The following is a 23,156-nucleotide window of genomic DNA, read 5'->3' as shown; positions in this document are numbered from 1 at the left end:
GGACCACCGCACCTCCACCTGAAGGATTCCACCTGTGACCTCCCAGAACTTCGCCGGACCCGTCGGTGTCGGCCTCATCGGTGCCGGCACGATCTCTGCCGAGTACCTCAAGAACCTGACTTCGTTCCCGGATGTGGTCGTCCACATCGTCGGTGACCTGTTTCCCGAGGCCGCCGCGCAGCGCGCCGAGGAGTTCGGTGTCCCCGCGTCCGGCACTGCGCAGGACGTGCTGGATCATCCCGGGGTGGAGATCGTCATCAACCTGACGATCCCCACCGCCCACGCCGAGGTCTCCCGTTCGATCGTGGCGGCGGGTAAGCATGTGTGGACGGAGAAGCCGATCACCACCGAGCCCGCCGACGCGAAGGCTCTGTTGGAGGCGGCTGACGCGGCGGGCGTGCGCGTGGGCGGCGCCCCGGACACGGTGCTCGGCGCGGGGATCCAGACCGCGCTGCGGACCCTGCGGGACGGCTCGATCGGGGCCCCGGCCAGCGCGCTGACCCTGTTCCAGACCCCGGGCCCGGAGGACTGGCATCCCAATCCCGCGTTCCTGTTCCAGGAGGGGGCGGGGCCGTTGTATGACATCGCCCCGTATTACGCGACCACCCTGGTCCTCGCCCTCGGCCCCGTCACGCGCGTGTCCGCGGTCGGCTCCCGGGCGCGTCAGCAGCGCACCATCGGTTCGGGTCCCAAGGCTGGTGAGGTCTTCGACGTCACGGTGCCCACTCAGGTGGCGGCGCTGTTGAGCTTCGCCTCGGGGCAGAACGCGACGGTGCTGCTGAGTTTCGACTCCCCGCACAAGCGGGCCGGGTTCGTCGAGGTCTACGGCACCGAGGCGACTCTCGCGTTCCCCGACCCCAACGTGTTCGAGGGTGATTCGGCGCTGACCGCTTATCGCGGGGAGTCGGCGTCCCCGGTGCCGGCCACGGGGGCGACCACCGGGCGGGGGCTGGGTGTGTTGGAGATGGCCCGCGCGATCCGTGCCGGTGTTCCCCACCGCGCTCAGGGAGAGATCGCCGCCCACGTCCTGGACGTCATGGTCGCCATCGAGACCGCCATCTCCGAGGGGTCGATCATCGACGTCGACTCCACCTTCACCGAGGTCGAACCCATGCCCGCCGACTTCGACCCCCACGCCACCACCCTCACGGGAGTGCCCGCCGCCTCCTGAGGCGTCGGGGCCTGCCGCGCGATGTTCCGCGGCGGGCCCCGGGCCGTGCGCAGGGCCGCCGGCGCCTCGCCGCCGAGGGCGCGCCGCCCCGTTCACGGACGGTCACACCCGGGGACACGCGCCCGCTCGGCGGCTACGCTCACCACGGCCCCGCCTCACCGACGACCGAGAGCAGACGCAGACGATGACCCAGAACCTCCTGACCGACCGCCTCGATGCCGGCCCCGTGATCTGCGCCGAAGGCTTCCTGTTCGAGCTCGAGCGTCGCGGCTATCTCACCGCCGGCGAGTTCGTGCCCGAGGTCGCGCTCGAGTTCCCCGAGGCCCTGCGCTCCCTGCACGTGGATTTCCAGCGTGCCGGCTCCGACATCGTCGAGGCGTTCACCTACAACGGCCACCGCGAGAAGATGCGCGTGATCGGCAAGGAGGACCTGCTCGAGCCGCTGAACCGCTCCGCCCTCAAGATCGCCCGCGAGGTCGCCGATCAGGTGCCGGGCGATCTGGTGGCCGGGAACATCTCCAACTCGAACATCTGGGACCCCGAGGATCCCGCCCGCCAGGCGGAGGTGCGCGGCATGTTCGAGGAGATGGTCGGCTGGGCCGTCGAGGAGGGCGCCGACCTGATCATCGGGGAGACCTTCTACTACGCCGGCGAGGCGCTGACCGCGCTCGAGGTCGCGAAGAGCTCGGGGCTGCCGGTGGTGCTGACGCTGGCCCCCATGGCGTTCCAGGAGATGGCCGACGGGGTGGGGATCGTCGAGACCGCCCAGCGTCTCGAGCAGGCCGGGGCCGACGTGGTGGGGCTGAACTGCTTCCGTGGCCCGGAGACGATGCTGCCGTGGCTGCGGCAGATCCGCGAGGCGGTCTCCTGCCACGTGGGTGCGCTGCCGATCCCCTACCGGACCACGGCCGAGGAGCCCACCTTCTTCAACCTCTCGGACGAGCGGGCGAGCGTGCCCTCCCCCCACGGCCGGACGTTCCCGACGGCGCTGGACCCGCTGCTGACCAATCGCTACGAGATCGGTGCCTTCGCCCGTGAAGCGCTCGACCTGGGCGTGAACTACCTGGGCGTATGCTGCGGCGCCGCCCCCATCCACATCCGCGAGGTGGCCGAGGCCGTGGGCCGCACCACCGAGGCGAGCCGCTTCTCCGAGCACATGGAGAACCACTTCATGTACGGCAGCAACGAGCGCCTGCCCGAGCACATCGTCGGGCTCGGCGACCGCGCCTGAGCACGCCCGCGATACGGTCTGGTCAGCACGCCCCGTCGAAGGAGACAGACATGCCCGCCAGCAGCGGCTCCCCCGGGGCCACCCCAGCCCATGACGCGAACACGGCCACCGCGACCGACGCAGCGCCCGCGGCCACCATGCAGGCGGCCTTCCTGCCGGGAGGCTCACGCACCGAGCTGCGTCCCGTCCCCGTGCCCGTCCCCGGGCCCGGGCAGGTCCTGCTCGCGGTGAAGGCCTCGACGATCTGCGGCAGTGATCTGCGGGCCATCTATCGCGAGCACCTCGGCTCCGGCCCCGAGGCCTACCAGGGCGTGGTCGGCGGTCACGAGCCGTGCGGGCAGGTCGTCGCCGTCGGCGCGGACGTGCTGGACACGGCCGTCGGGGACCGCCGCGTGGTCTACCACATCTCCGGTTGCGGGCTGTGCGAGGAATGCCGTCGCGGCTATCCCATCGGCTGCCTCTCCGAGCACCGTGCGGCCTACGGCTGGCAGCGCGACGGCGGCCACGCCGAATACCTCCTGGCCGAGGAGAAGGATCTCCTGCCACTGCCCGATTCCCTCACCTACCTCGACGGTGCCTGCGTGGCCTGCGGCTTCGGCACCGCCTACGAGGCGCTGCGCCGAGCCGACGTCACCGGCGCCGACACCGTGCTGATCGTGGGCCTGGGGCCCGTCGGCCTCGCTGCCGGGATGCTCGCCCGCGCACTGGGGTCCCCGGACGTCATCGGCACCGACCCCTCGGCCCGACGCCGCGAGCAGGCGCTCGAGATGGACGCCGTGGACCATGCCGTCGCAGCGGACGACCTGGCGGAGCGGCTGGGCGAGGGCGCGCACGTCGCCCTGGACTGCTCCGGCAACGGCGCGGGCCAGTCCAGCGCGCTGCGCAGCACCCGACGCTGGGGCCGCACCGTGCTGGTCGGCGAGGGTGGCACGCTGACCACCGACGTCTCCGCCGAGCTCATCCACAAGCAGATCACCCTGCACGGCTCGTGGGTCACCAGCATCCACCACATGCGCGAGCTGCTCGAGAACCTCGAGCGCTGGGGACTCCACCCCGACCGGATCGTCACCCACCGCTTCGGACTCGAGCAGGTCGACGAGGCCTACCGCACCGCCGACTCCGCCGTCGGCGGCAAGGTCGCCGTGATGCCCGGCGGGACACCGGACGGCCTCTGACAGCCCCGTGACCGGAGGAGGTGCCCGATGACCCTGTTCGATGCGCTGAAGGCCGAGATCGCAGACGAGTGGCAGGCCTACGTCCGCCATCCCTTCGTCGAGCAGCTCGGCGACGGCACCCTGCCCCTGGCGGCGTTCCAGGACTACCTGGTCCAGGACTATCTGTTCCTGATCCAGTTCGCCCGGGCCAACGCCCTGGCGGCCTACCAATCACGCGGCCTCGCCGACATCCGCCGAGCAGCCGACGCTCTCGAGGCGATCCTCGCCGAGACCGCGCTGCACGTGCGGCTCACCGAGTCGTGGGGCATCGGTCGCGAGCAGCTCGAGGCGGCGCCGGAGAAGCTGGCCACCGTCGCCTACACCCGGTACGTCCTGGACTGCGGTCAGGCCGGCGGACTGCTCGACCTGGAGGTGGCGCTCGCCCCGTGCGCCATCGGCTACGGGGAGATCGGTGCCCGCCTCGCCCCGCGCCTGGCGGAGCACCCCGAGCATCCCTACCGCGACTGGATCCACGAGTACGCCGCGGAGGAGTTCCAGCAGACCTCCCGGGCCGCGAGCGATCATCTCGACACGCTGACGGGCGGCACTCTTCCTGACCGCCGTTTCCAGGAGCTGGTGACGGTCTTCCGCGCCGCGACCCGGCTCGAGACGGCGTTCTGGCAGCAGGCGCTGGACGACCTCGGCAGTTGACCGGTCCGGGATCTGTTCCCGCCCCTGCCGGGGCTGCGCTCGCTCGGATCGATCAGTGCTCAGCCCGATCGGCAGCCCTGGCGGGGGCGCATGCCCCGAAACGTGCTCAGCCCAGCATGATGCCGGCGATCGCGGCGCTCATCAGGTTCGCGAGGGTGCCGCCGAGGATTGCCTTCAGCCCGAGCTGCGCGATCTCGGAACGACGCTCCGGGGCCAGACCGCCGAGGCCTCCCAGCAGGATGCCCAGCGAGCTGAGGTTCGCGAAACCGGTCAGGGCGAAGCTGGTGATGGCTGCGGTCTTGGGGCTGAAGGTGTCGATCTGCGGGCCGAAGCCGGAGAAGGCCACGAACTCGTTGACCACGATCTTCTGCCCGACGAAGCTGCCGGAGGCGACGGCCTCGTCCCACGGCACGCCGATCATCGCCATGATCGGGGCGAACAGCCAGCCCAGGATCTGCTCGAAGGTGAGGTCGCCGGCGCCGAACCAGCCGCCGACGAGACCGATCAGCAGGTTGATCAGCGCGATCAGAGAGATGAAGGCCAGCAGCATGGCCCCGACGTTCAGGGCGAGCTTCATGCCGTCGGCCGCACCGCCCGCGGCGGCGTCGATGACGTTGCTGTAGGACAGCTCCTCGAGGTCGTCGTCCTCCTCGGAGGCTTCTCCGGCCGCATCGGTGGGGTCCGCGTCGGCGGAGCCCGCCTCCGCGGAGCCGTCGTCGGCCGTGGCCACGGCGCCCGTCGCCGGGGCGTCGGCCGCTCCCACGTCGGCCGTTCCCACGGCGGTCGTTCCAGCGCCGACCGCTCCAGCACCCGCCACCCCCGCGGCAGCCGCGTCGGCCCCGCGCTGCTTCTTGGCGTGGCTGCTGGCCTCGACCAGTGCGGCCTCCCGCGCGACGGCCTCGGGATCGTCCTCCGGCATCAGGATCTTGGCCATGAGCAGCGCACCCGGCGCCGCCATGAAGCTGGCCGCGATCAGGTACTCCAGCGGTGCGCCCAACAGCGAGTAGCCCACCAGCACGGAGCCGGCGACGGTCGAGAGGCCGCCGACCATCACCGCGAACAGCCCCGAGCGCGAGAGTCGCTTGATGTAGGGGCGGATGACCAGCGGCGCCTCGGTCTGACCCACGAAGATGTTCGCCGCCGTGTTCACGGACTCGGCGTAGCTGGTGCCGAGGATCTTGCCGAGCCCGCCGCCGAGCCACTCGACGATCTTGGGCAGGATCTTCCAGTGGTAGAGCACAGCGGTGAGGGACGCGAAGAACACGATCACCGGCAGTACCTGGAGGGCGAAGATGCTGCCCTCGCCCTCGGCCGGCAGCAGCGGCCCGAACAGGAAGGCGATGCCTTCGCTGGAGGTGTCGATGATGGCCTGGAAGCCGGCGGAGACCTTTCCCAGCGCCCACTGGCCTGGCCCCCAGTACAGGACGATCACGCCCAGCCCGAGCTGGAGCGCGAAGGCACCGATGACGGTGCGCAGCCGGATCGCCCGGCGATTGCTGGACAGGGCGACGGCGATCAAGAGCAGCCCCGCCATCCCTCCGATCCCCCAGAGCAGATCGACCATCGCACTCACCTCACAGAGTTCATCGGGACACGGGCGCGGTCGTTCGCGACAGTGTAGAGGCGTCAGTTCTCGCCTCGGCCTCCTCCGCTCTCGGTGAGGAAGTCCCGCGCGAGCATACCCAGCTGCTCGGGCTGATCGTAGGGCAGCAGGTGACCGGCGTGGGCGATGGTGACGAAACGGGAGTCCGGGGTGGCCTCGTGGGCCGCCGCCATCTCGTGGTGACCGATCAGCGGATCGTCCGCGCCGTGCATCCAGAGGGTGGGGACCTTCAGCGCCCGCAGCTCCTCGAGACGGCCGAAGCGGGTGCGCAGCGGGCCGTACCAGTCCAGCTGCCAGTCATCCATCGCACGCTCGCCGAAGCGGTGCTTCTCGCGGGCCTCCTGACCGGCGAGGCGGACGATCCGGTCCAGTCCCGGTGTCTCGGTCCCGCGGTCCAAGGACGAGGCGAGTCCCGAGCGGAGGTACCCCGGGAAGTGGGCCAGGATCCAGCTGCATGCGCGCAGCATCCCCGGGGTGCGGATGATCGCCCAGGTCAGGAAGTGGTGGGGGCGCTTCTCGCCGAGACCTCCGGGGTTGACGGGGATCAGCGCGCTCACCCGCTCGGGGTGGCGCAGGGCGAAGCGGAAGCCCACGCCCCCACCCATCGACAGTCCCATGATCGCGACGGTGTCCAGCTCGAGCACATCGAGCAGCGCCAGGAGGAACCGGCCGTAGAAGGCGTCGCCGAGCCATCCCTTCCAGGGCCGGCTGGCTCCGTGGCGGGGCATGTCGATGACGTACACGCGATGGTCGGCGCTCAGGGAGGGGACGACGTCGTGCCAGATGCCCTCGGCGGTGTCGAGCATGGCGCCGTGCAGCAGGAGCACGGGCGTACCGGACTCCCCCGCGCGATGCACGCGGACCGGGCCGCCGAGCACGGTGAGGTCCTCGTAGCTGGTGAAGGTGGTGGCGGTGCTCATTCCTGTTCCTCCGAGTCCTCAGGTTCCTGCGGCCGGTCGGGGTCGTCCAGGTGGTCGAGCTGGGTCTCGAGGTTCTCCAGCAGGGCGAGCTGGGCGTCGCGTGCTGCCTCGGGGTCGACGGGCCGGCCGGGGTCGAGCCCGCGGCCGACGAGCTCGGCGAACAGGGCCACGGTGTCCCGCAGCGTCTGTTCGGGGATCGGGCCCAGGGTGGTCGGGGCGCTCAGCAGCCCCAGGGTGAACACGCCGAGGAGGTGCCCGAGGGTGGCGCGGTCGATCTCCGGCGCGATCAGGCCGGCGTCCTGGAGCCGGGCGATGTAGTCCCCGAGCCAGCCCATCCTCTGTTGGTAGCGGTCATCGCCGACGGCGCGCACGTGGTCACCGAGCACGGACTCGTCCCCGAGCTGGAACGCGCGCATCAGCGGTTCGTCCAGCAGCTCCTCGAGGCCGAAGCGATAGACGGCGGTCAGGTCGATCAGTCCCGTCGTCGTGGTGACGCGGCGGTGCACGGCGGCGGTGAGCCGGCGCATCGCCCGCCGCAGCTCGGCGTCGAGGATCGCCGTCTTGTCCGCGAACTCGAGGTAGACGGCGCCCTTGCCGATGCCGGCGGCTGCCGCGATGTGCGCGACGGTGGTCGCGGGCCAGCCCTCCTCCAGAGCGAGGTCGCGGGCGGCGTCGAGGATCCGCTCTCGGCGGTCGGGGATGCGGGGGCGTGGCATGACTCCTCCTGCCGTAGTGACTATTTAATCGTCTTCGGTCACTACAGCGTACGTGATGGCGCGAGACGGGTCCAGAGGCGAGCGTCCGGGTAGATTCGCCCCATGAACGGCGACCACCCGGTGCACGTGCCGGCCGACGGCGGCCCCCTGGGCGACGAGCAGCTCGTCGAGAACCTCTCGGAGCTGCTGGCCGCGACGGGCGGCTTCGAGCAGCTCGCGGAGCGGATGGCGCTGCTGTCGGACCAGGGCCGACTGAGGATCCTGTTCTGCCTCCACGCCCACCCCGGCGTGCGCAGCACGGACATCGCCCGGGCGATCGGGGCGAGCGACTCGACCACCTCCCACGCCCTGGCCCTGCTGCGGAGCGCCGGGTGGGTGGATGCCGTGCGCGCGGGGCGCGAGGTGCGCTATGAGCTGGCCGACGTATTCGTCCACGACCTGCTGCACGAACTGGGCTCGGACCATCTGCCCGGGGTCCGTCACGACTGAGGACCGTTGACCGGTGGGGCGGGGTCGAGGCCCGCCGTACCCTGTCCGGAGCACGCACCGCGGCGTCGTGAAGGGAGCTGACGATGGGGCCTCCGACCATCCCGGACGAGGCAGGCACTCTGCGTGAGGGCTTCCCCGGAGAGCGCAAGCTCGTCCTCCCCCGCCCCTACGTCCGAGCGGCCCTCACCCGGCCCCCGGTGCGCCAGCTCCTGGTGACCGACTGCGGATACTTCCCCCGTGCCCTCGGGCACGCCCGCTCCCGGCCCGAACCGATCGACCAGGCGATCGTGCTGATCTGCGTGAGGGGCACGGGGTGGATCCGGACCGATGCCGGCGGCTTCGACGTCCGCTCCGGGCAGATCGCGGTGATCCCGCCGCACACGCCCCATGCCTACGGCGGGGACCGCGAGGACCCGTGGACGATCTGGTGGCTGCACATCGCCGGGTCCTCGGTCCCCGATCTCATCGCCGCGGTCGGGGCCACTGGACGCGCGCCCGTCCGGGTTCCCGGCGACCCCAGCAGCGCCGCCCTGCTGGCTTCGGAGATCGTCTCGACCATGGAGCAGGACACGACCATGTCGCGCCTGCTGGAGGCCTCGGGGATCGCCTGGCATCTCCTGACGGGACTCTCCTCCAGCCGCACGCCGCTGGTCGACACCGAGGAGCTCGTCGAGCGCGTGGCGCAGCACCTGCGGGAGAACATCGGCACGCACATCAGCGTCGCCGAGCTCGCCGCCTCGGTGGGCCTGAGCGCTTCCCACTTCGCCGCGGTCTTCCGTCGTCGCCTGGGCGTCCCGGTGCACCAGTACCAGGTTCAGCTGCGCATGGCCCGCGCTCGGGAGGTCCTCGACACCACGTCGCGCAGCATCGGGGAGATTGCCTCGGACGTCGGGTACGAGGATCCCTTCTACTTCGCCCGGCAGTTCCGGCGACTCCACGGCATGAGCCCGTCGCAGTACCGCAGCCAACAGAAGGGCTGAGGTCCGCACGGCGCCGCAGCGCGCTGCGCGCCCACCCGTGTCAGCGGATCGTCCAGGGATGCCGTGCGTTGTCCCGTTCTGCCCGCAGGTCCCGCTCCCTAGGTTGAGGGCCCATCGCATCTCGACGAGGAGGCTGCATGCGACGACGAACCCATCTCAAGGCCCTGGCGTCGGTCCTGGCGGTTCCCGCCCTCGCGGGATGCGGCGCCGGAGCCGACGCCACCGACGCGACCCGGATCATCTTCTGGTCCTGGGTGCCGGGCATCGACCAGGCCGTCGACCTCTGGAACCGCACCCATCCGCACATCCAGGTCGACCTCCAGGACACACCCGGCGGCAGCGACGGGACCTACGCCAAGATGTACGCCGCCATCCAGGGCGGGCGAGGCGGCCCGGACCTCGCACAGATCGAGTACCAGGAACTGCCGAGCTTCGTGCTCGAGAACGGGATGGCGGACCTCGGCCCGCTCGGCATGGACGAACGCTCCTCTGACTTCGTCGACTGGCAGCTCGCGCAGTGCACCTTCGGCGGCCACGTCTACGCGGTACCGCAGGCCTCGGGGCCGATGGGACTGTTCTACCGGAAGGACATCTTCGCCGAGCTCGAGCTGGATGCTCCCCGCACGTGGGACGAGTTCGCCGAGGCCGCGAGCACGGTGAGGGAGTCCTCCCCGTCCCGCTACATCTGCACCTTCCCGCCGGCCAACGCGGCCTGGTTCGCCTCCTTCGCGTGGCAGAACGGTGCCACCTGGTTCTCCGTGCGCGACAGCGTCTGGACGGTGGACATCGCCTCGGAGGAGACGCTCGTCGTCGCGGAGTACTGGGACGATCTGCGCGAGCGGGACCTCGTCGCCACCGTGCCGGACTTCTCCAGCGCCTGGTACGCCGCCGTGCAGTCCGGCGACATCGCCGCCTGGCCCGCCGCGCAATGGGGGCAGGCGATGCTCGCCGGGAACGCCCCCGACACCGCCGGCCACTGGGCCGTGGCCCCGCTCCCGCAATGGCAGGAGACCACGGATCCGGTCTCCTCCAACTGGGGAGGGTCCACCACCGCCGTCTTCGCGAACTCCTCCCACCAGGCCGAGGCCGCCGAGTTCGCGATGTGGCTCAACACCGACCCCGACAGCATCGCGCTGCTCATCGAGGGGGGTTACGGATGGCCCGCCGCCGTCGGCGCCGTCGAGGGCACGGCGCTCGATCAGCCCGATCCCTTCCTGGACGGGCAGAACTCCGGGCAGGACGTCTTCATCGCCGCCGACGAGTCCATCGACACGACGTGGATGTGGGCCCCGACCACAGCCAGCACCTACGCACAGCTGGCCGATTCCTTCGCCGCGGCCGTGAACGGGACGGGCACCTTCGTCGACGCGGTCCGAGTGACCCACGAGGCGACCGTCGCGGACCTGCGCGCCAAGGGCCTCCGGGTCGACGACGCCGCCTGAGAGCGAGGACGGATCATCATGACCCTCAGCACCGCTTCCCGCCGGAGGATCGCCATCCTCGGGCTCCTCGGACCCTTCACCGCGGTCTTCGCAGCGACCATCGTCGTCCCCATCGCCGTGGCCATCCGCCAGAGCCTGTACGGCGTCTCCCACGAAGGCCCTCTCGGTCAGGGACGACGCGTCGAGTCGTTCATCGGCCTGGAGAACTACGTCCACGCCCTGAGCGACCAGGGGTTCGTCTCCTCCCTCGGCCGCGTCCTCCTGTTCGGCACGGTCCAGGTGCCGGTGATGATCGTGCTGGCCACGGCCCTCGCGCTCCTGCTCGATGCGGCGTCCGCCCGGTGGGTCCCCTTCTTCCGCGCGACCTACTTCCTGCCCTACGGCGTGCCCGGCGTCATCGCCTCCTTGCTCTGGGGATTCCTGTACACCCCCGGACTCAGCCCCCTCGTGGACATCGGCGAGGCGCTGGGGCTGCACTTGGACTTCCTATCAGGGCAGACGATCCTGTGGTCGATCGCCAACATCGTGACCTGGCAGTTCGCCGGCTACAACATGCTCGTGATCATCGCGCAGCTGAAGTCGATCGACAGCGACCTCTACGAGGCCGCGGCCATCGACGGCGCCTCGGCGTGGCAGGTCGTCACCCGCATCAAGATTCCCCTGATCCGACCGGCGATCGTGCTCACGACGGTGTTCACGATCATCGGCACCATCCAGCTGTTCGGCGAACCGCTGATCCTCAAGTCGATGAGCAGCTCCATCACGTCCACCTACACCCCGAACCTCGCGGCCTACAACGAAGCCTTCGCGAACAACAACACGAACCTCGCCGCTGCGGAGGCGGTGCTGCTGGCGCTCGTCGCCTGCGTCTTCTCCTTCGCCTTCCTCAAGATCGTGAACAGGGCAGAGCGATGAACACCACTCTCGACCGGGGGCCGACTCCCCCGACCTCGATCCCCGACGCGGCGGCAGACGGCTCGCGACCCCGGACCCGCCGCAGGTCCCGCAGGACGTCGCCAGCCACCCGGATCACCCTCACCGCGGTGCTGGCCATCGCCGCCGCATACTTCCTGTTCCCCGTCTACTGGCTCCTCGTCGCCGCGACCAAGAGCACCGGCGACCTGTTCGGCACCTCCGGTCTCGTGCTCAACGATCCGCAGCTGCTGAGCAACCTCCGCGGCGTCCTGACCTTCGATGACGGGATCTTCCTGCGCTGGGTCGGCAACAGTCTGCTGTACGCCGGGGTCAGCTCGGTCGTCGCCACCCTCCTCGCCCTCGCCGGCGGGTACTGCATGGCGAAGTTCGCCTTCCGTGGCCGTGAGGCACTGTTCAACGTGTTCCTCGCGGGCGTGATGATCCCCGGCACGGCGCTGGCGCTGCCCCTGTTCCTGCTCATGTCGGACATCGGACTGATCGACACCGTGTGGGCGGTGCTGATCCCCTCGCTCGTCAGCCCGTTCGGTCTCTACCTCAGCCGCATCTATGCCACGGCCTCCGTACCCGACAGCCTCCTCGAGGCGGCCCGCATCGATGGCGCGGGAGAGTTCCGGATCTTCGCGACGCTGGGGTTGCGCCTCATGGCCCCGGCCGGCGTGACGATCCTGCTCTTCCAGTTCATCGGTGCCTGGAACAACTACTTCCTGCCCCTGGTGATGCTCTCCGACCAGAGGCTCTATCCCCTCACCCTCGGCCTCGTCACCTGGAACAGCGTCTCGGACCGTCACCCGGAGCTCTACGAGATGACAGTCGCCGGAGCGCTGCTCTCGGTGGTGCCGCTGATGGTCGCGATCATCGTCCTCCAGCGTCACCTGCGCCCCGGCCTCACCGAGGGCAGCGTCAAGGGCTGACCGGACTCCCTTCCCCCGCCCCGCACAGCAGCAAGGAGACCCGCATTCATGACGTCCCGCATCACTCTTCCCGAGGCTCCCGTCGACGCCTGGCAGGACGGTGTCGCGATCTGGTCCCAGCCCCTGGACATCGACACCTATGACCCCCTCGATCCCGATCCGTACCCGGCCTTCCTGGACCAGCGCGTCTACCAGGGGTCCTCAGGACGCGTGTATCCGATGCCTTTCCACGAACGGATCTCGCAGAACGCACGGCCCCGCTCCTGGCAGGCCGTCCACCTCGAGAACCAGTGGATCCGCCTGGTGGTCCTCCCCGAGCTGGGCGGGCGCGTGCACATCGCCTACGACAAGGTCGCCGAGTACGACATCTTCTACCGCAACAACGTCATCAAGCCCGCTCTGGTGGGGCTCGCCGGGCCCTGGATCTCCGGAGGCATCGAGTTCAACTGGCCCCAGCACCACCGTCCTGCGACCTACCTGCCCACCGATTTCACGATCACCCGCGAGGAGGACGGGTCAGCGACCGTGTGGTGCTCGGACCATGACCCCTTCGCGAGGATGAAGGGCATGCACGGTATCCGGTTGGCCCCGGACAGCTCTCGCATCGAGGTCCAGGTGCGCCTGTTCAACCGCACCGAGGTGCCGCAGACCTTCCTGTGGTGGGCGAATGTCGCCGCGGCGGTCAACGACGACTACCAATCGTTCTTCCCCTCGGACGTCACCCACGTCGCCGACCACGCCAAGCGTGCCGTCGTCACGTTCCCCCGCCCGGACGCGCCGTACTACGGCATCGACTACGCCGCCCGCGCGGCCGACGGCTCCGACGCCGATCGCCTGGACTGGTACCGCAACATCCCCGTACCCACCTCCTACATGGCACTGGGCACCTCCCAGGACTTCTTCGGCGGCTACGACCACGGACGGCAGGCAGGTTTCGTCCATGTCGCCGACCATGAGATCTCCCCCGGGAAGAAGCAATGGACCTGGGGAAACTCCAGCTTCGGCCACGCGTGGGATCGGAACCTGACCGACGACGACGGCCCGTACGTCGAGCTCATGGCGGGCGTGTTCACCGACAACCAGCCGGACTTCGCGTACCTGGCCGCGGGCGAGACAAAGACCTTCTCGCAGACCTGGTACCCGATCCGGGACGTCGGCCCCGTCCTCTTCGCCGACCGGCATCTCGCCCTCAGCGTGCAGGAGCCAGGAGGCGGCACACGCGTCAGGATCTGCCCCGCCCAGCGGTACAGCGACGCGACCATCACGGTGCTGGACGCCGACGGCGCCGAACTCGCAGCGGTCCACGGCGATCTCTGTCCGGGCAGCGCACGGGTGATCGACGTCCCGGGACAGGTCGCCGTCGCGGATCTCACGGTGGTGGTCACGACGGCCTCGGCAGAGCTGGCTCACGTGCCGCTCGCCGGTCCTGCGGAGCCCGACGCCGTGGCCCCGGCGGCCATGGCCCTCGCCCCGCCCGCACCGTCGGACGTCCCCGGCGTGGACCAGCTGGTCAGGATCGCGACCTATCTCGAGCAGTACCGCCACGCGACGCGCTCCGCCACCGCGTATCTCGAGGAGGCCCTGCGACGGGATCCCCACGAGTCCCGTGCGCTGCTCCACCTCGGGCGGCGCGCCTCTCATCGCGGCGAGACGGAGTCAGCGATCGGGCTGCTGGGGCGCAGCGCCGAGCTCGCCACGGAATGGACCTCCACCCCGGTCTCCGGGGAGGCGCACTACCACCTCGGTCTCGCGCTGGACCGGGCCGGGCGCGTCCCGGAGGCCGCCCGCGCGTTCTCCACCGCGATGTGGGACTCCCGTCACGCCGTCTCCGCGCGCTTCGCGCTGGCCCGGCTCCGGTCCCGGGCGGGCAGGTACGACGCGGCGGAGGATCTGCTGCGGCAGGCGCTCGAGAGCGACCCCCACCATCTCCAGTGCCTCGATCTGCTCGCACTGACTCTGCGCGTCCGCGGACGGGAGCAGGAGGCGACCGACGTCGCCCTGTGGGCGCTGCATCTGGATCCGCTCGATGCCTGGGCGAAGGACATCCTCGGCCGGCCCGCGACCGCGGACGCCACGGTGATGTTGGACGTCGCCCTCGAGTACGTGGAGGCAGGATTCGTCGAGCAGGCTCGAGCCGCCCTGGATGGGACCATCGACCTCGCCCCCTCCCTGACCGTCGGCCAGGTCAATGTCGGGCCGCTCGCCTGGCTCCACCTCGCCGCCCTCGATCAGCGCGCGGGCGACCTCGACTGTGCGCGCCAGGCGATCGCCGAGGCGGCGAAGCTGCCTGTCGGCTCGGCCCATCCCTCGCGCCTGGCCGACGCCCAGGCCCTCGAGCTCCTGGCCGACGTGGCCCCTGACCAGGCGCTGCCCGCCTCGCTGCTGGGGCATTGGCTGTACGACCGGGGTCGGCATCTCGACGCCATCGCACGGTGGGAGCAGGCACTGGGAGCCGCACCGGACCCGGCCCTGGCTGCGATCCTGCATCGCAATCTCGGGATCGCGGAGTTCAACATCCGGCGCGACCCGGAGGCCGCGACCGCCCACTACGCGCGGGCCCTCGAGCTCTCCCCCGCGGAGCCGAAGCTGCGGTTCGAGGCAGATCTCCTCGCCGTCCGCACCGGTGTGGCCGCTCCGGAGCGGCTGGCGGCCCTCGAGCCCATGCTGGAGGTCGTCGCCCGGCGCGATGACCTCACCGTCTCCCTCGTGAACCTCCTGCTGGACGTGGGCCGCGCCCCGGAGGCGCGGGACCTGCTCGTCGGGCGTCGCTTCCAACCCTGGGAAGGCGGAGAGGGCCAGGTCCTCTCCGCCTGGGATCGTGCCAACGTCCAGCTCGCCCAGGAGCTCCTCGCCCGTGGCGCCGTCGAGGACGCGCAGGAGATCCTGCAGAGCTCGATCGATCCGCCCCGAAGCCTCGGCGAGGGGCGGCATCCCTTGGCCAATGTCGCCACCATCCACCTCGCCCGCGGAGACGCCTTCGCGGCTGGCGGGGACGACGCCGCGGCAGCTGTCAGCTGGGAGCACGCGGCACGGTCCACCGGGGACTTCGTGAAGATGGCGGAGACGGCGTACAGCGTGGAGACCTTCGCGGCGGCCCGGGCGCTGCTCCGTCTGGGCAGGACGGCGCAGGCTGATGCGCTCGTGGCCGACATCGCCGACTGGCTCGAGGAGTACGCGGTCCAGGAGGTGCAGGTCGACTTCTTCGCGACCAGCCTCCCCGAACTGCTGGTCTTCCACGAGGACCCCGCGGCGGCCCGTGATCGGGAGGTGGCCCGTATTCGGGAGCAGCTCGCGGACTGGGACCGTCAGCGGGATCTCGAGACTGCGCGCCTGTGAGACGGGGCGGCCGGTTCGGAGGCCGGCCCGGCCCGCGGGCGGTCCGATCGCGATCGGACCGCCCGCGGAGTTCCTGCGCGGAGCTGTCCGGCCCGGTCTAACGCAGCACGGTGCGGAGCTGGGCCGGGGTGATCGCGGTCTGCGGGTCGAAGGCGGAGCTCGCCATGTACGACAGGATGCTGCGTCGCAGCTGACGGGCGGCGAGGCGCTGCGAGGCGCCGTCGCCTCCGGTGAGGTTCAGCGAGGTCACGATGATCCTGCCCTGGCCCAGGCGCGCCTCGAACAGCGCCCCAAGCCGCCGCGCCTCGAACCAGGTGTCTATCACCTGGACCGCGGGGCGCAGGTCCACGGGCAGACCGTCCAGGAGCATCGGCCGGGAGCCGTGGAGCGCAGCCCACCACTGCCAATTCGTCGCCCCCTCGGTCGGGAACAGCTCGAACAGCGGATGCTCGGGGTCGTGCAGGAGGCCGAGGGTGTGCGGGGCCTGGCCGCGCGTCCAGGCCGTGTTCCAGAAGACGGGAGTGAAGCCGAGAGCGATCTCGTTCCCGATCGCGTCGGCCGCCACCTCGAACAGCACGGTATTTCCGGTGGCGGCGAGCGCGGCCGCCTCCTCGAGGTCGTCGGTCGAACGCACCGAGGCCGGCGGCCCGGGGAACACCGGGGGCGTTCCTGCTCGTTCTGCACGCACAGCAGGTTCCGCAGGCTCTGGATAGATCCACACGTCCCAGTCGTTCTCGGCGATCCCGCCCTCGGCGTCCTCGAGGGTGAGGGCGAGGTTCAGCTGCGCGGGCTCGTCGACGATCCCTGCCGGGAGGGTCACGGGACCCAAGCGGGTCCCGTTGCCGATCCCGATCTCGACACCGCTCGCGACCGTCCCGTCGGCGAGCACGGCTTCCCCGCGGCGCAGGCTCCACCGGACGTCGGCCACGATCGGCTCGGGACCGAAATGGGCCACCTGGACGTCGACGGCCTGCTCCTCATCGGCGCGCCAGACGCGGCGGTCCAGGCGCGCGAGAGGCACCGTCGGCCCGCAGAAGCGGGAGAACTCCTCGGCGGTGCAGTACCCCTTGGACTCCCAGAACGGGTTGAGCACCCCGACGAGTGCGGTGCCCTGACCCGGGAAGTCCGTCAGGCCCAGCAGGTGGAATCCGCCGAAGCCGTCGGTGCGCAGTGCCGACTCGATCTCCTCCTTGTAGCAGAGGGTCTGCAGACGTCCCGACGCGTCCAGGAAGTCGGCTGCCTGGTCCTCCATGCCGGCCTCGCGCAGGAAGTCGGCGAAGATCCCGAAGTTCCGCGGCTGCATCACGCCCGTGTACCGGGAGACCTCCTCGAAGTCCGGGTAGACGCACCACTGCCCGATCTCATGGCTGATGACCGGTCGCCGGCGCGAGGAGACCCAGTCGGCGTAATCCGCCCGGGTGTTCGGCGGCTCGTCGTTCAGGCGCGAGTCCAGCCCTTCACCCCATCGGTGGGCGCGAGGGTCGGGGATGTTGTCGACGTCGTTCTCCTCGATCGCCGGCCAGCCCGCGGCACTCGTGTACAGCCGTCTCGGGTCCTGGCTGTGCCAGGTGCGCACCCAGGAGGCGAGGAACTCGGCATCGCGGCCGGCGGGCTCGTTGCCGTGCGCCATCATGACGAAGGACGGGTGGTTGCCGAACTCCCGAAGGATCCGCCGGGTCTCCTCGTGGAGGTAGGCGTCGACCGGTCGCCCCTCTCCGATCGCCGCCCCCTGGTTCGCCCAGATGGGGCCCTCGACCTGGAGATACAGCCCTGCCTCGTCGGCCGCGAGGAAGGCGGCCTCGGGCGGGCACCAGGAGTGCATGCGCAGCAGATTGAGCCCGTGCTCCTTGGCGATGCGCACGATCCGCCGCCAGGACCCGAGGTCGGTGGGCGGGTAACCGGTCAGCGGGAACACACAGCACTCCAGGCTGCCGCGGAGGAACGTGCGACGTCCGTTGACGCTCACCTGGGTCCCGTCGACGCCGACCTCCCGCAGCCCGAGGACGGTCCGCACGGAGCTCCGGTGCTCCTGCTCGCCGGTGCGGGCGACGAGATCGGCCTCGAGCTCGTAGAGCGCCGGGTCGAACTCGTCCCAGAGCGCGGCCTCCTCACCGAGCTCGAGGTCGATGTCGAGATGGGTGCAGCCCGCGAGAAGGCCGCGCGAGCCCAGGTCCTCCCCGTGGTCCGCCGTGAAGGGCACGACGATCGCCTCCGTCCCGGACCCGGCGACCGAGGACCCCGCGTTCCCGAGCCGACGGGCCCGCACGCTCACGCTCCCCTCGCCGACGCCGGCGGTCCCGGAGCCGATGTCGATCCTGACCTGCACGCGGCGATGGGCCACGTCGGGGAATGCCCTGAGCTGCGCGATCTCCACCTCGCTGCGGGCGTGCAGCTGCATCCGGCCGATGATCCCGTTCCAGTTCCCCTGCGTGTGGTCGCTGACCGCATGCGAGTTCGGCCCGACGTCGATCACGGTGCGGTTGTCGACGCGCACGGTGAGCAGATGCGTTCCGGGGGCGAGGCGTCCCAGATCGTGACGATGGGCCGTGGACAGGCTGTTCTCGGCCCCGATCCGCGTCCCGTCGACCCACACGGTCGATTCCCAGTGCACGCGCTCGAGCTCGAGGATCACACTGCGGCCGTCCCAGTCGTCCGGGACCTGGATCTCCCGCTGGAACCATGCGGCACCTCGGTAGTACATGCGCGGCTGCAGCCAGAACGGGACCGAGACGTCCTCGCCCTGGCGGTACGGGGCGTACCGGTCCTCGGTGAAGTAGGACTGGTCCACGATCCCCCCGGTCCACGGGGTCCCGACCGTGACCGGGTCGCCGATGCCCTGTTCCTGGAGTGAGCCGGGAAGGTCGAGGTGGCCGTGCTCCGCGTCGGCCGCCCCGTCGGCCGCCCCGCGCGCCAGAGGCGCGGCGAACCAGCGATGCTCCTCCCCGATGCCCTCGCGGTCGAGGCGGTACGCCCACTGACCGGAGAGATCTCCTCGGGGGTCGTCGCCGATCGTGTCGGCGCCGGGGTGGGGGCTGAGCTCGGAGATCAGTGCCATGCTGCGACGCTATGCGTCCTGATCGGCGCGTTGAAGGGACGATCCGATGAGCGCTCCTGGACGATCCGACGCTCCGGCACTCACACCAGCGCCTGAACGATCGTCATCACCGCCCCGAGGGCCGACAGAACGATCACCAGGCGCATCAGGGCGTGCTCCGCGAAGCGACCGGCGAGCCGCTCACCGATCGCGACTCCGGCCAGGATCGCCACCACGGTCACCACCCAGCCGGCGCCCGGCATCGACGGCAGGGCACCCTTCGCGGCCAGGGAGAGGGCGCAGAGCAGCGCGAAGTGGGCCTGCGCAGAGGCCGCGAAGCCACGATGGCTCCACCCGGTGGCCACGGCGTAGACGGCCAGCGCGGGACCGCCCACCCCCGCGGTGGCGTTCATGAATCCCGAGGCGGCGCCGAAGCCTGCGCTGAGCGGCAGCCCATCGCTGATCTCACCCGGACGGACGAGGACGCTCACCGCGATCGCGAGCAGGATCAGCACGCCCACCAGCACCGCCAGGGGCTCGGCGGGAAGCACCTGCAGCACGAGGACACCGACGACGATGCCCGGCAGCGAGAACGGGGTGAAGCGCAGCAGGCGCCGCCACTGGACCTCGCGGTGGACGAGGGCGAGGTTCAGGAGCGCGGAGACGATGCCGCACAGGTTCGTGACCAGCACCCCCTCGAGCGGGCCCACGGTGAGCACCAGGAACGGGGTCGCGACCAGGGCGAATCCCATTCCGGTCAGGCGCTGGAGGCCGGCTCCTGCCGCGATGATCACGGCGAGCAGGGCGAGGGTGAGCAGAGGCACCGCCCGAGACTACGGGGCGGCAAGGGAGCGCAATCACCGGGTCCCCCATGCAGGGTTGCTTGTACGCTCATTCAAGTAAAGCCGTCGGAAGGAGACCCGTGCCGGCACCCGCCTTCACCGCGCAGGCATCGATCACGCCCGGTCGCTCTCCCTCCACGCCACCGGGCCCGGACCGCCTCGGCGTCCGCGCCCGGGCCCGCCGCGCGGCGGCCGTGCTCGTGCTGCTCGCGCTCGTCACGGCGCTCAGCCTCATGATCTGCCTGGGCATCGGCCCGGTCCCGATCGCGCCCGGCGCGACCATGCAGGTCATCGCCCAGCACCTCGGGTTTCCCGTCGCGGGCTCGGCCGATCCCTCCCTCGACGCGATCATCTGGACCGTGCGCCTGCCGCGCGTGCTGATGGGCGCGGCCGTCGGCGCCTGCCTGGCGATCTGCGGGGCGGCGCTGCAGGCGATGGTGCGCAACATGCTCGCCGACCCGTACATCCTGGGCGTCTCCGGGGGCGCCTCGACCGGGGCGGCCGCGGCGATCCTGTTCGGGATCGGCGCGGCTCTGGGCCAGTACGCGCAGTCCGTCCTCGCCTTCCTCGGCGCGATGGGGGCGGCGTTGCTGGTGTTCGCCATCGCCCGCACCGGCGGTCGTGTGACCTCGCTGCGGCTGCTGCTGTCCGGCGTCGCCGTCGGCTACGCGCTGACGGCAGCGACCAACCTGCTGATCTTCTCCTCGGACTCCGCCGAGGGCTCGCGCTCGGTGATGTTCTGGATGCTCGGCTCGCTGGCCCTGGCCCAGTGGAATGCGTTCCTGGCGATCGCCGTGCTCGCCGCAGGTCTCGGGGTCGCTGTGATGATGCTCGGCGCGCGAGTGCTGGACGCTCTCAGCGCTGGTGACGAGATCGCCCATGGCCTGGGCATCTCCCCGGATCGCGCGCGCATCGGCCTCCTGGCGGTGGTGTCGCTGTGCACCGCGGCGGCGGTCGCGGGCGCCGGATCGATCGGCTTCGTGGGACTGGTGATCCCGCACCTCGCCCGCCGCCTGGTCGGGGCCCGCCACCGGGTGCTGATCCCGGCCAGTGCCCTGCTCGGCGCCCTGTTCCTGCTGTGGGCCGACGCCCTCGCGCGCGTCGTCATGGCCCCGCGCGAGCTGCCGATCGGCGTGATCACCGCGGCGATCGGCGCACCGTTCCTGTTGTTCCTCGTCCGCCGGCTGTACGCGCGCCGGCCCTGATCCCCGCCCCTGACCGCCCTGCCAGCCCCTCCCCGATCAAAGGTCGCCATGACTGCTCAGCTCCCCGGTCGCATCGGCCGCCGCACCGCTCTCGCCGGGCTCCTCGCCCTCGGCGCCGCCGCCTGCACCTCCGGCGCCGGAGCGGAAGGTGGCGCGGAGACCGGCCGTGCGGCAGGCTTCCCGCTCGAGCTGGCCAACTGCGAGGCGACCCTGCGCTTCGAGTCCCCGCCCGAACGGATCGTGCTGCTGGAATCCGCACCGGTCACCACGCTGGACGGGATCGGAGTGCTGGATCGGGTCGTCTCGCGCGGCGGCTCCTTCCCTCCTGGCTACTACGACGAGGACCTCTTCACCCGCATCGAAGCGATCCCGGCTCTGTCGGAGGAGATCGACGCGGCCGGCCATCTGCAGATCAACCAGGAGGTCGTGATCGCGCAGCGGCCCGACATCGTCCTCGGCCTGCCCGATGGCATCACCCGGGAAGCGATGCGCGGGGCAGGCGCGGAGGTGCTGGTCCAGGACGTCTTCTGCGGCACCGACGGCGAGCGAGCCCGTTTCGAGACCCTCTACGAGGAGATCGGCACCTACGGGAGGATCTTCGACCGCACCGGGGAGGCCGAGGACCTTGTCGCCGGACTGCAGGAGAGGGTCTCCGCCGTCGCCCGGTCCGCGGAGGGTCTGCGCACCACGACGGCGGCCGCCCTGTACCCCTCCCTCGGCGGCGGCCCGCTGTACACCTACGGCGCCGGCAGCATGGTCACGGCGCAGCTGGACGCCCTGGGCATCGAGAACGTCTTCGCCGACACCGCCGAGAGGGTGTTCGAGATCAGCGCCGAGCCGTTGCTGGCCGCCGATCCTGATGTGCTCATCGTGCTCCATCAGGGCGAGGGCGACGGCAGCGACGTGGTCGAGGAGATGATCGCCCAGGATCAGCTGTCGAGCCTGCGCGCGGTGACCGAGCAGAGCGTGCTGCCGCTGCTGTTCAACTTCTGCGAACCGGCCTCCCCGCTGGTCGTGGACGGGGTGGTGAGGATCCACGAATGGCTGCACGAGATCGAGGGATGAGGCCGGTGACCCCGGCAGATCGTGACGCGGCCGCCTGCGAGGCGGGCGGGGCCTCTGTGGACCTGAGGCGGGCGTACGCCGACGAGAGCCCGGCCCCTGCCGGCCAGGACGGGGCCGGAACCGCTGGCACGGCACTGCTGGAGGCGCGCGATCTCCACCACGCCTTCGGCGGCCGGCCGGTGCTGCGCGGAGTCGACGTCTCGATCGCCGAGGGCGAGGTCGTCGGGCTCGTCGGCCCCAATGGCGGCGGCAAGACCACGGCGCTGCGGATCCTGCACCGCGCGCTGGCTCCCGACGCGGGCGAGGTGCTTCTCGAGGGCCGCGACCTGGGCTCCTACCCGGGTCGTGAGCGCGCGAGGCGGATCGCGGTGATGGCGCAGGAGATCACCGGTGAGGTGCCGCTGTCCGTCGCCGACGTGGTGCTGCTGGGCCGCGTGCCCCACGCCGGAGCCTTCGGTTCCACCACCGAGGAGGACTTGCGCATCGCGACCGAGGCGCTGGAGCATTCCGGCGCGCTGCACCTGGCCCGACGGGAGTTCGGCCTGCTCTCCGGCGGTGAGAAGCAGCGAGTGCTCATCGCCCGTGCACTCGCCCAGCAGCCCCGCGTGCTGCTGATGGACGAGCCGACCAATCACCTCGACATCGGCTCCCAGCACCACGTGCTGCAGATCGTGCGGGAACAGGGTCCGGCGACCCTCGTCGTGCTGCACGACCTGAACCTCGCCGCCCGCTACTGCGACCGCGTGCTGGTGCTCACGGACGGGATCGTGCGAGCCGACGGGCCACCGGCCGAGGCGCTCACCGCGGACCTGGTCAGCGCCACCTACGGCGTTACGGCCCAGCGCGCCACGGCCGACGACGGCACGGCCCAGCTGCTGTTCCGCGGGCAGGGCCCGTCGCCCGAGGCACCGGCCGAGCCGACCGGGCCTCGCCCCGCCGAGTACTGAGGACGGCCCGAGCTCAGCCGTGGCTCACCGGGCCACCGCGCGCCGACACCCGCCCCCGCCAGAGACAACATTGTGCCCTTGCCTTTAGTGTGTGCAACACACTATGATGTCACGCATGAGCGAGCACGTCGACACCCATCTGCAGGAGCTGCGGCGCGGCACCGTGGTGCTGGCCTGCCTGCAACTGCTGCGCACCCCGGGGTACGGCTACGGCCTGCTCGAGCAGCTCGAGAAACGTGGCCTCGCGACCGACGCGAACACGCTCTACCCGCTGCTTCGACGCCTGGAGAAGCAGGGCTTTCTGACCAGCGAGTGGAACACCGAGGACGCCAGGCCCCGCAAGTTCTACGCCACCTCGGCCGAGGGTCTTCGCCTGGCCGAGACCCTCCGCCGGGAGTGGACCTCGCTCAGCGACGCGATCTCCTCCCTCCCCGACCCCGCGAGCTCGACCGAGGAGCACTGA

19 protein-coding genes are annotated in these 23,156 nt (G+C 70.8%); 14 read left to right on the top strand and 5 right to left on the bottom strand.

Annotated elements, in window-relative coordinates; all coding sequences use genetic code 11:
* Positions 1-34: 34 nt before the first annotated feature.
* The 4 genes from JOF43_RS06190 to tenA all read left to right on the top strand — a co-directional run bounded on the left by JOF43_RS06190 (position 35) and on the right by tenA (position 4,267).
* A complete protein-coding gene (locus tag JOF43_RS06190; RefSeq protein ID WP_209900320.1) occupies positions 35-1,171 on the top strand; it encodes a Gfo/Idh/MocA family protein in 1,137 nt (378 codons plus the stop codon).
* A gap of 184 nt (positions 1,172-1,355) precedes the next feature.
* Positions 1,356-2,402, top strand: a complete 1,047-nt coding sequence (locus JOF43_RS06185; protein WP_209900318.1) for a homocysteine S-methyltransferase family protein — start codon at positions 1,356-1,358, stop codon at positions 2,400-2,402.
* A gap of 50 nt (positions 2,403-2,452) precedes the next feature.
* A complete protein-coding gene (locus JOF43_RS06180) occupies positions 2,453-3,577 on the top strand; it encodes a zinc-dependent alcohol dehydrogenase family protein (protein ID WP_245354030.1) in 1,125 nt (374 codons plus the stop codon).
* 27 nt (positions 3,578-3,604) lie between these two features.
* Positions 3,605-4,267 carry a thiaminase II gene (tenA, locus tag JOF43_RS06175; protein ID WP_209900316.1) on the top strand — a complete coding sequence of 221 codons (663 nt, stop codon included), beginning with the start codon at positions 3,605-3,607 and terminating at the stop codon, positions 4,265-4,267.
* Positions 4,268-4,373: 106 nt separating this feature from the next.
* Here tenA and JOF43_RS06170 read toward each other — a convergent pair whose 3' ends face one another.
* From JOF43_RS06170 to JOF43_RS06160, 3 genes are all read right to left on the bottom strand, one after another.
* A complete protein-coding gene (locus JOF43_RS06170; protein WP_209900314.1) occupies positions 4,374-5,831 on the bottom strand; it encodes a nucleoside transporter C-terminal domain-containing protein in 1,458 nt (485 codons plus the stop codon).
* Between the two features lie 62 nt (positions 5,832-5,893).
* Positions 5,894-6,790, bottom strand: a complete 897-nt coding sequence (locus JOF43_RS06165) for an alpha/beta fold hydrolase (protein ID WP_209900312.1) — start codon at positions 6,788-6,790, stop codon at positions 5,894-5,896.
* Entirely contained in the window at positions 6,787-7,506 is a 720-nt protein-coding gene (locus JOF43_RS06160; protein WP_209900310.1) for a TetR/AcrR family transcriptional regulator, read from the bottom strand. Before JOF43_RS06160 ends, JOF43_RS06165 begins: the two co-directional genes overlap by 4 nt.
* A gap of 102 nt (positions 7,507-7,608) precedes the next feature.
* On the opposite strand from JOF43_RS06160, the gene JOF43_RS06155 reads away from it, so the two are divergent.
* From JOF43_RS06155 to JOF43_RS06130, 6 genes are all read left to right on the top strand, one after another.
* A complete protein-coding gene (locus JOF43_RS06155; protein ID WP_209900308.1) occupies positions 7,609-7,995 on the top strand; it encodes an ArsR/SmtB family transcription factor in 387 nt (128 codons plus the stop codon).
* An 83-nt stretch (positions 7,996-8,078) separates the two neighbouring features.
* Positions 8,079-8,975, top strand: a complete 897-nt coding sequence (locus JOF43_RS06150) for an AraC family transcriptional regulator (RefSeq protein WP_209900306.1) — start codon at positions 8,079-8,081, stop codon at positions 8,973-8,975.
* Positions 8,976-9,112: 137 nt separating this feature from the next.
* Positions 9,113-10,417: an ABC transporter substrate-binding protein gene (locus JOF43_RS06145; RefSeq protein ID WP_209900304.1), complete on the top strand. Its 1,305-nt coding sequence runs from the start codon at positions 9,113-9,115 to the stop codon at positions 10,415-10,417.
* Positions 10,418-10,435: 18 nt separating this feature from the next.
* The gene (locus tag JOF43_RS06140; protein ID WP_209900301.1) at positions 10,436-11,332 is read left to right on the top strand and encodes a carbohydrate ABC transporter permease; all 897 of its coding nucleotides are present in this window, start codon (positions 10,436-10,438) and stop codon (positions 11,330-11,332) included.
* Positions 11,329-12,264, top strand: coding sequence for a carbohydrate ABC transporter permease (locus JOF43_RS06135; protein WP_209900299.1), 936 nt, complete (start codon positions 11,329-11,331; stop codon positions 12,262-12,264). Before JOF43_RS06140 ends, JOF43_RS06135 begins: the two co-directional genes overlap by 4 nt.
* Positions 12,265-12,312: 48 nt before the next feature.
* On the top strand, positions 12,313-15,600 hold the full coding sequence (locus JOF43_RS06130) for a DUF5107 domain-containing protein (RefSeq protein ID WP_209900297.1): 3,288 nt from the start codon (positions 12,313-12,315) through the stop codon (positions 15,598-15,600).
* A gap of 97 nt (positions 15,601-15,697) precedes the next feature.
* On the opposite strand, the gene JOF43_RS06125 is transcribed toward JOF43_RS06130, so the two are convergent.
* A complete protein-coding gene (locus tag JOF43_RS06125; RefSeq protein WP_209900295.1) occupies positions 15,698-18,655 on the bottom strand; it encodes a glycoside hydrolase family 2 protein in 2,958 nt (985 codons plus the stop codon).
* A gap of 80 nt (positions 18,656-18,735) precedes the next feature.
* A complete protein-coding gene (locus tag JOF43_RS06120; protein ID WP_209900293.1) occupies positions 18,736-19,458 on the bottom strand; it encodes a TSUP family transporter in 723 nt (240 codons plus the stop codon).
* A gap of 98 nt (positions 19,459-19,556) precedes the next feature.
* Here JOF43_RS06120 and JOF43_RS06115 point away from each other — a divergent pair, with 98 nt between their 5' ends.
* The 4 genes from JOF43_RS06115 (at position 19,557) to JOF43_RS06100 (ending at position 23,156) form a co-directional block, all read left to right on the top strand.
* Positions 19,557-20,681: a FecCD family ABC transporter permease gene (locus tag JOF43_RS06115; RefSeq protein WP_342592097.1), complete on the top strand. Its 1,125-nt coding sequence runs from the start codon at positions 19,557-19,559 to the stop codon at positions 20,679-20,681.
* A gap of 48 nt (positions 20,682-20,729) precedes the next feature.
* A complete protein-coding gene (locus JOF43_RS06110) occupies positions 20,730-21,746 on the top strand; it encodes an ABC transporter substrate-binding protein (protein WP_209900289.1) in 1,017 nt (338 codons plus the stop codon).
* Between the two features lie 5 nt (positions 21,747-21,751).
* Positions 21,752-22,693 carry an ABC transporter ATP-binding protein gene (locus JOF43_RS06105; protein ID WP_342592096.1) on the top strand — a complete coding sequence of 314 codons (942 nt, stop codon included), beginning with the start codon at positions 21,752-21,754 and terminating at the stop codon, positions 22,691-22,693.
* A 115-nt stretch (positions 22,694-22,808) separates the two neighbouring features.
* Positions 22,809-23,156, top strand: a complete 348-nt coding sequence (locus JOF43_RS06100; RefSeq protein ID WP_209900287.1) for a PadR family transcriptional regulator — start codon at positions 22,809-22,811, stop codon at positions 23,154-23,156.

This window comes from Brachybacterium sacelli, assembly GCF_017876545.1.
GTDB classification, from domain to species: domain Bacteria; phylum Actinomycetota; class Actinomycetes; order Actinomycetales; family Dermabacteraceae; genus Brachybacterium; species Brachybacterium sacelli.
This window is presented reverse-complemented; position numbering and strand designations above follow the sequence as displayed.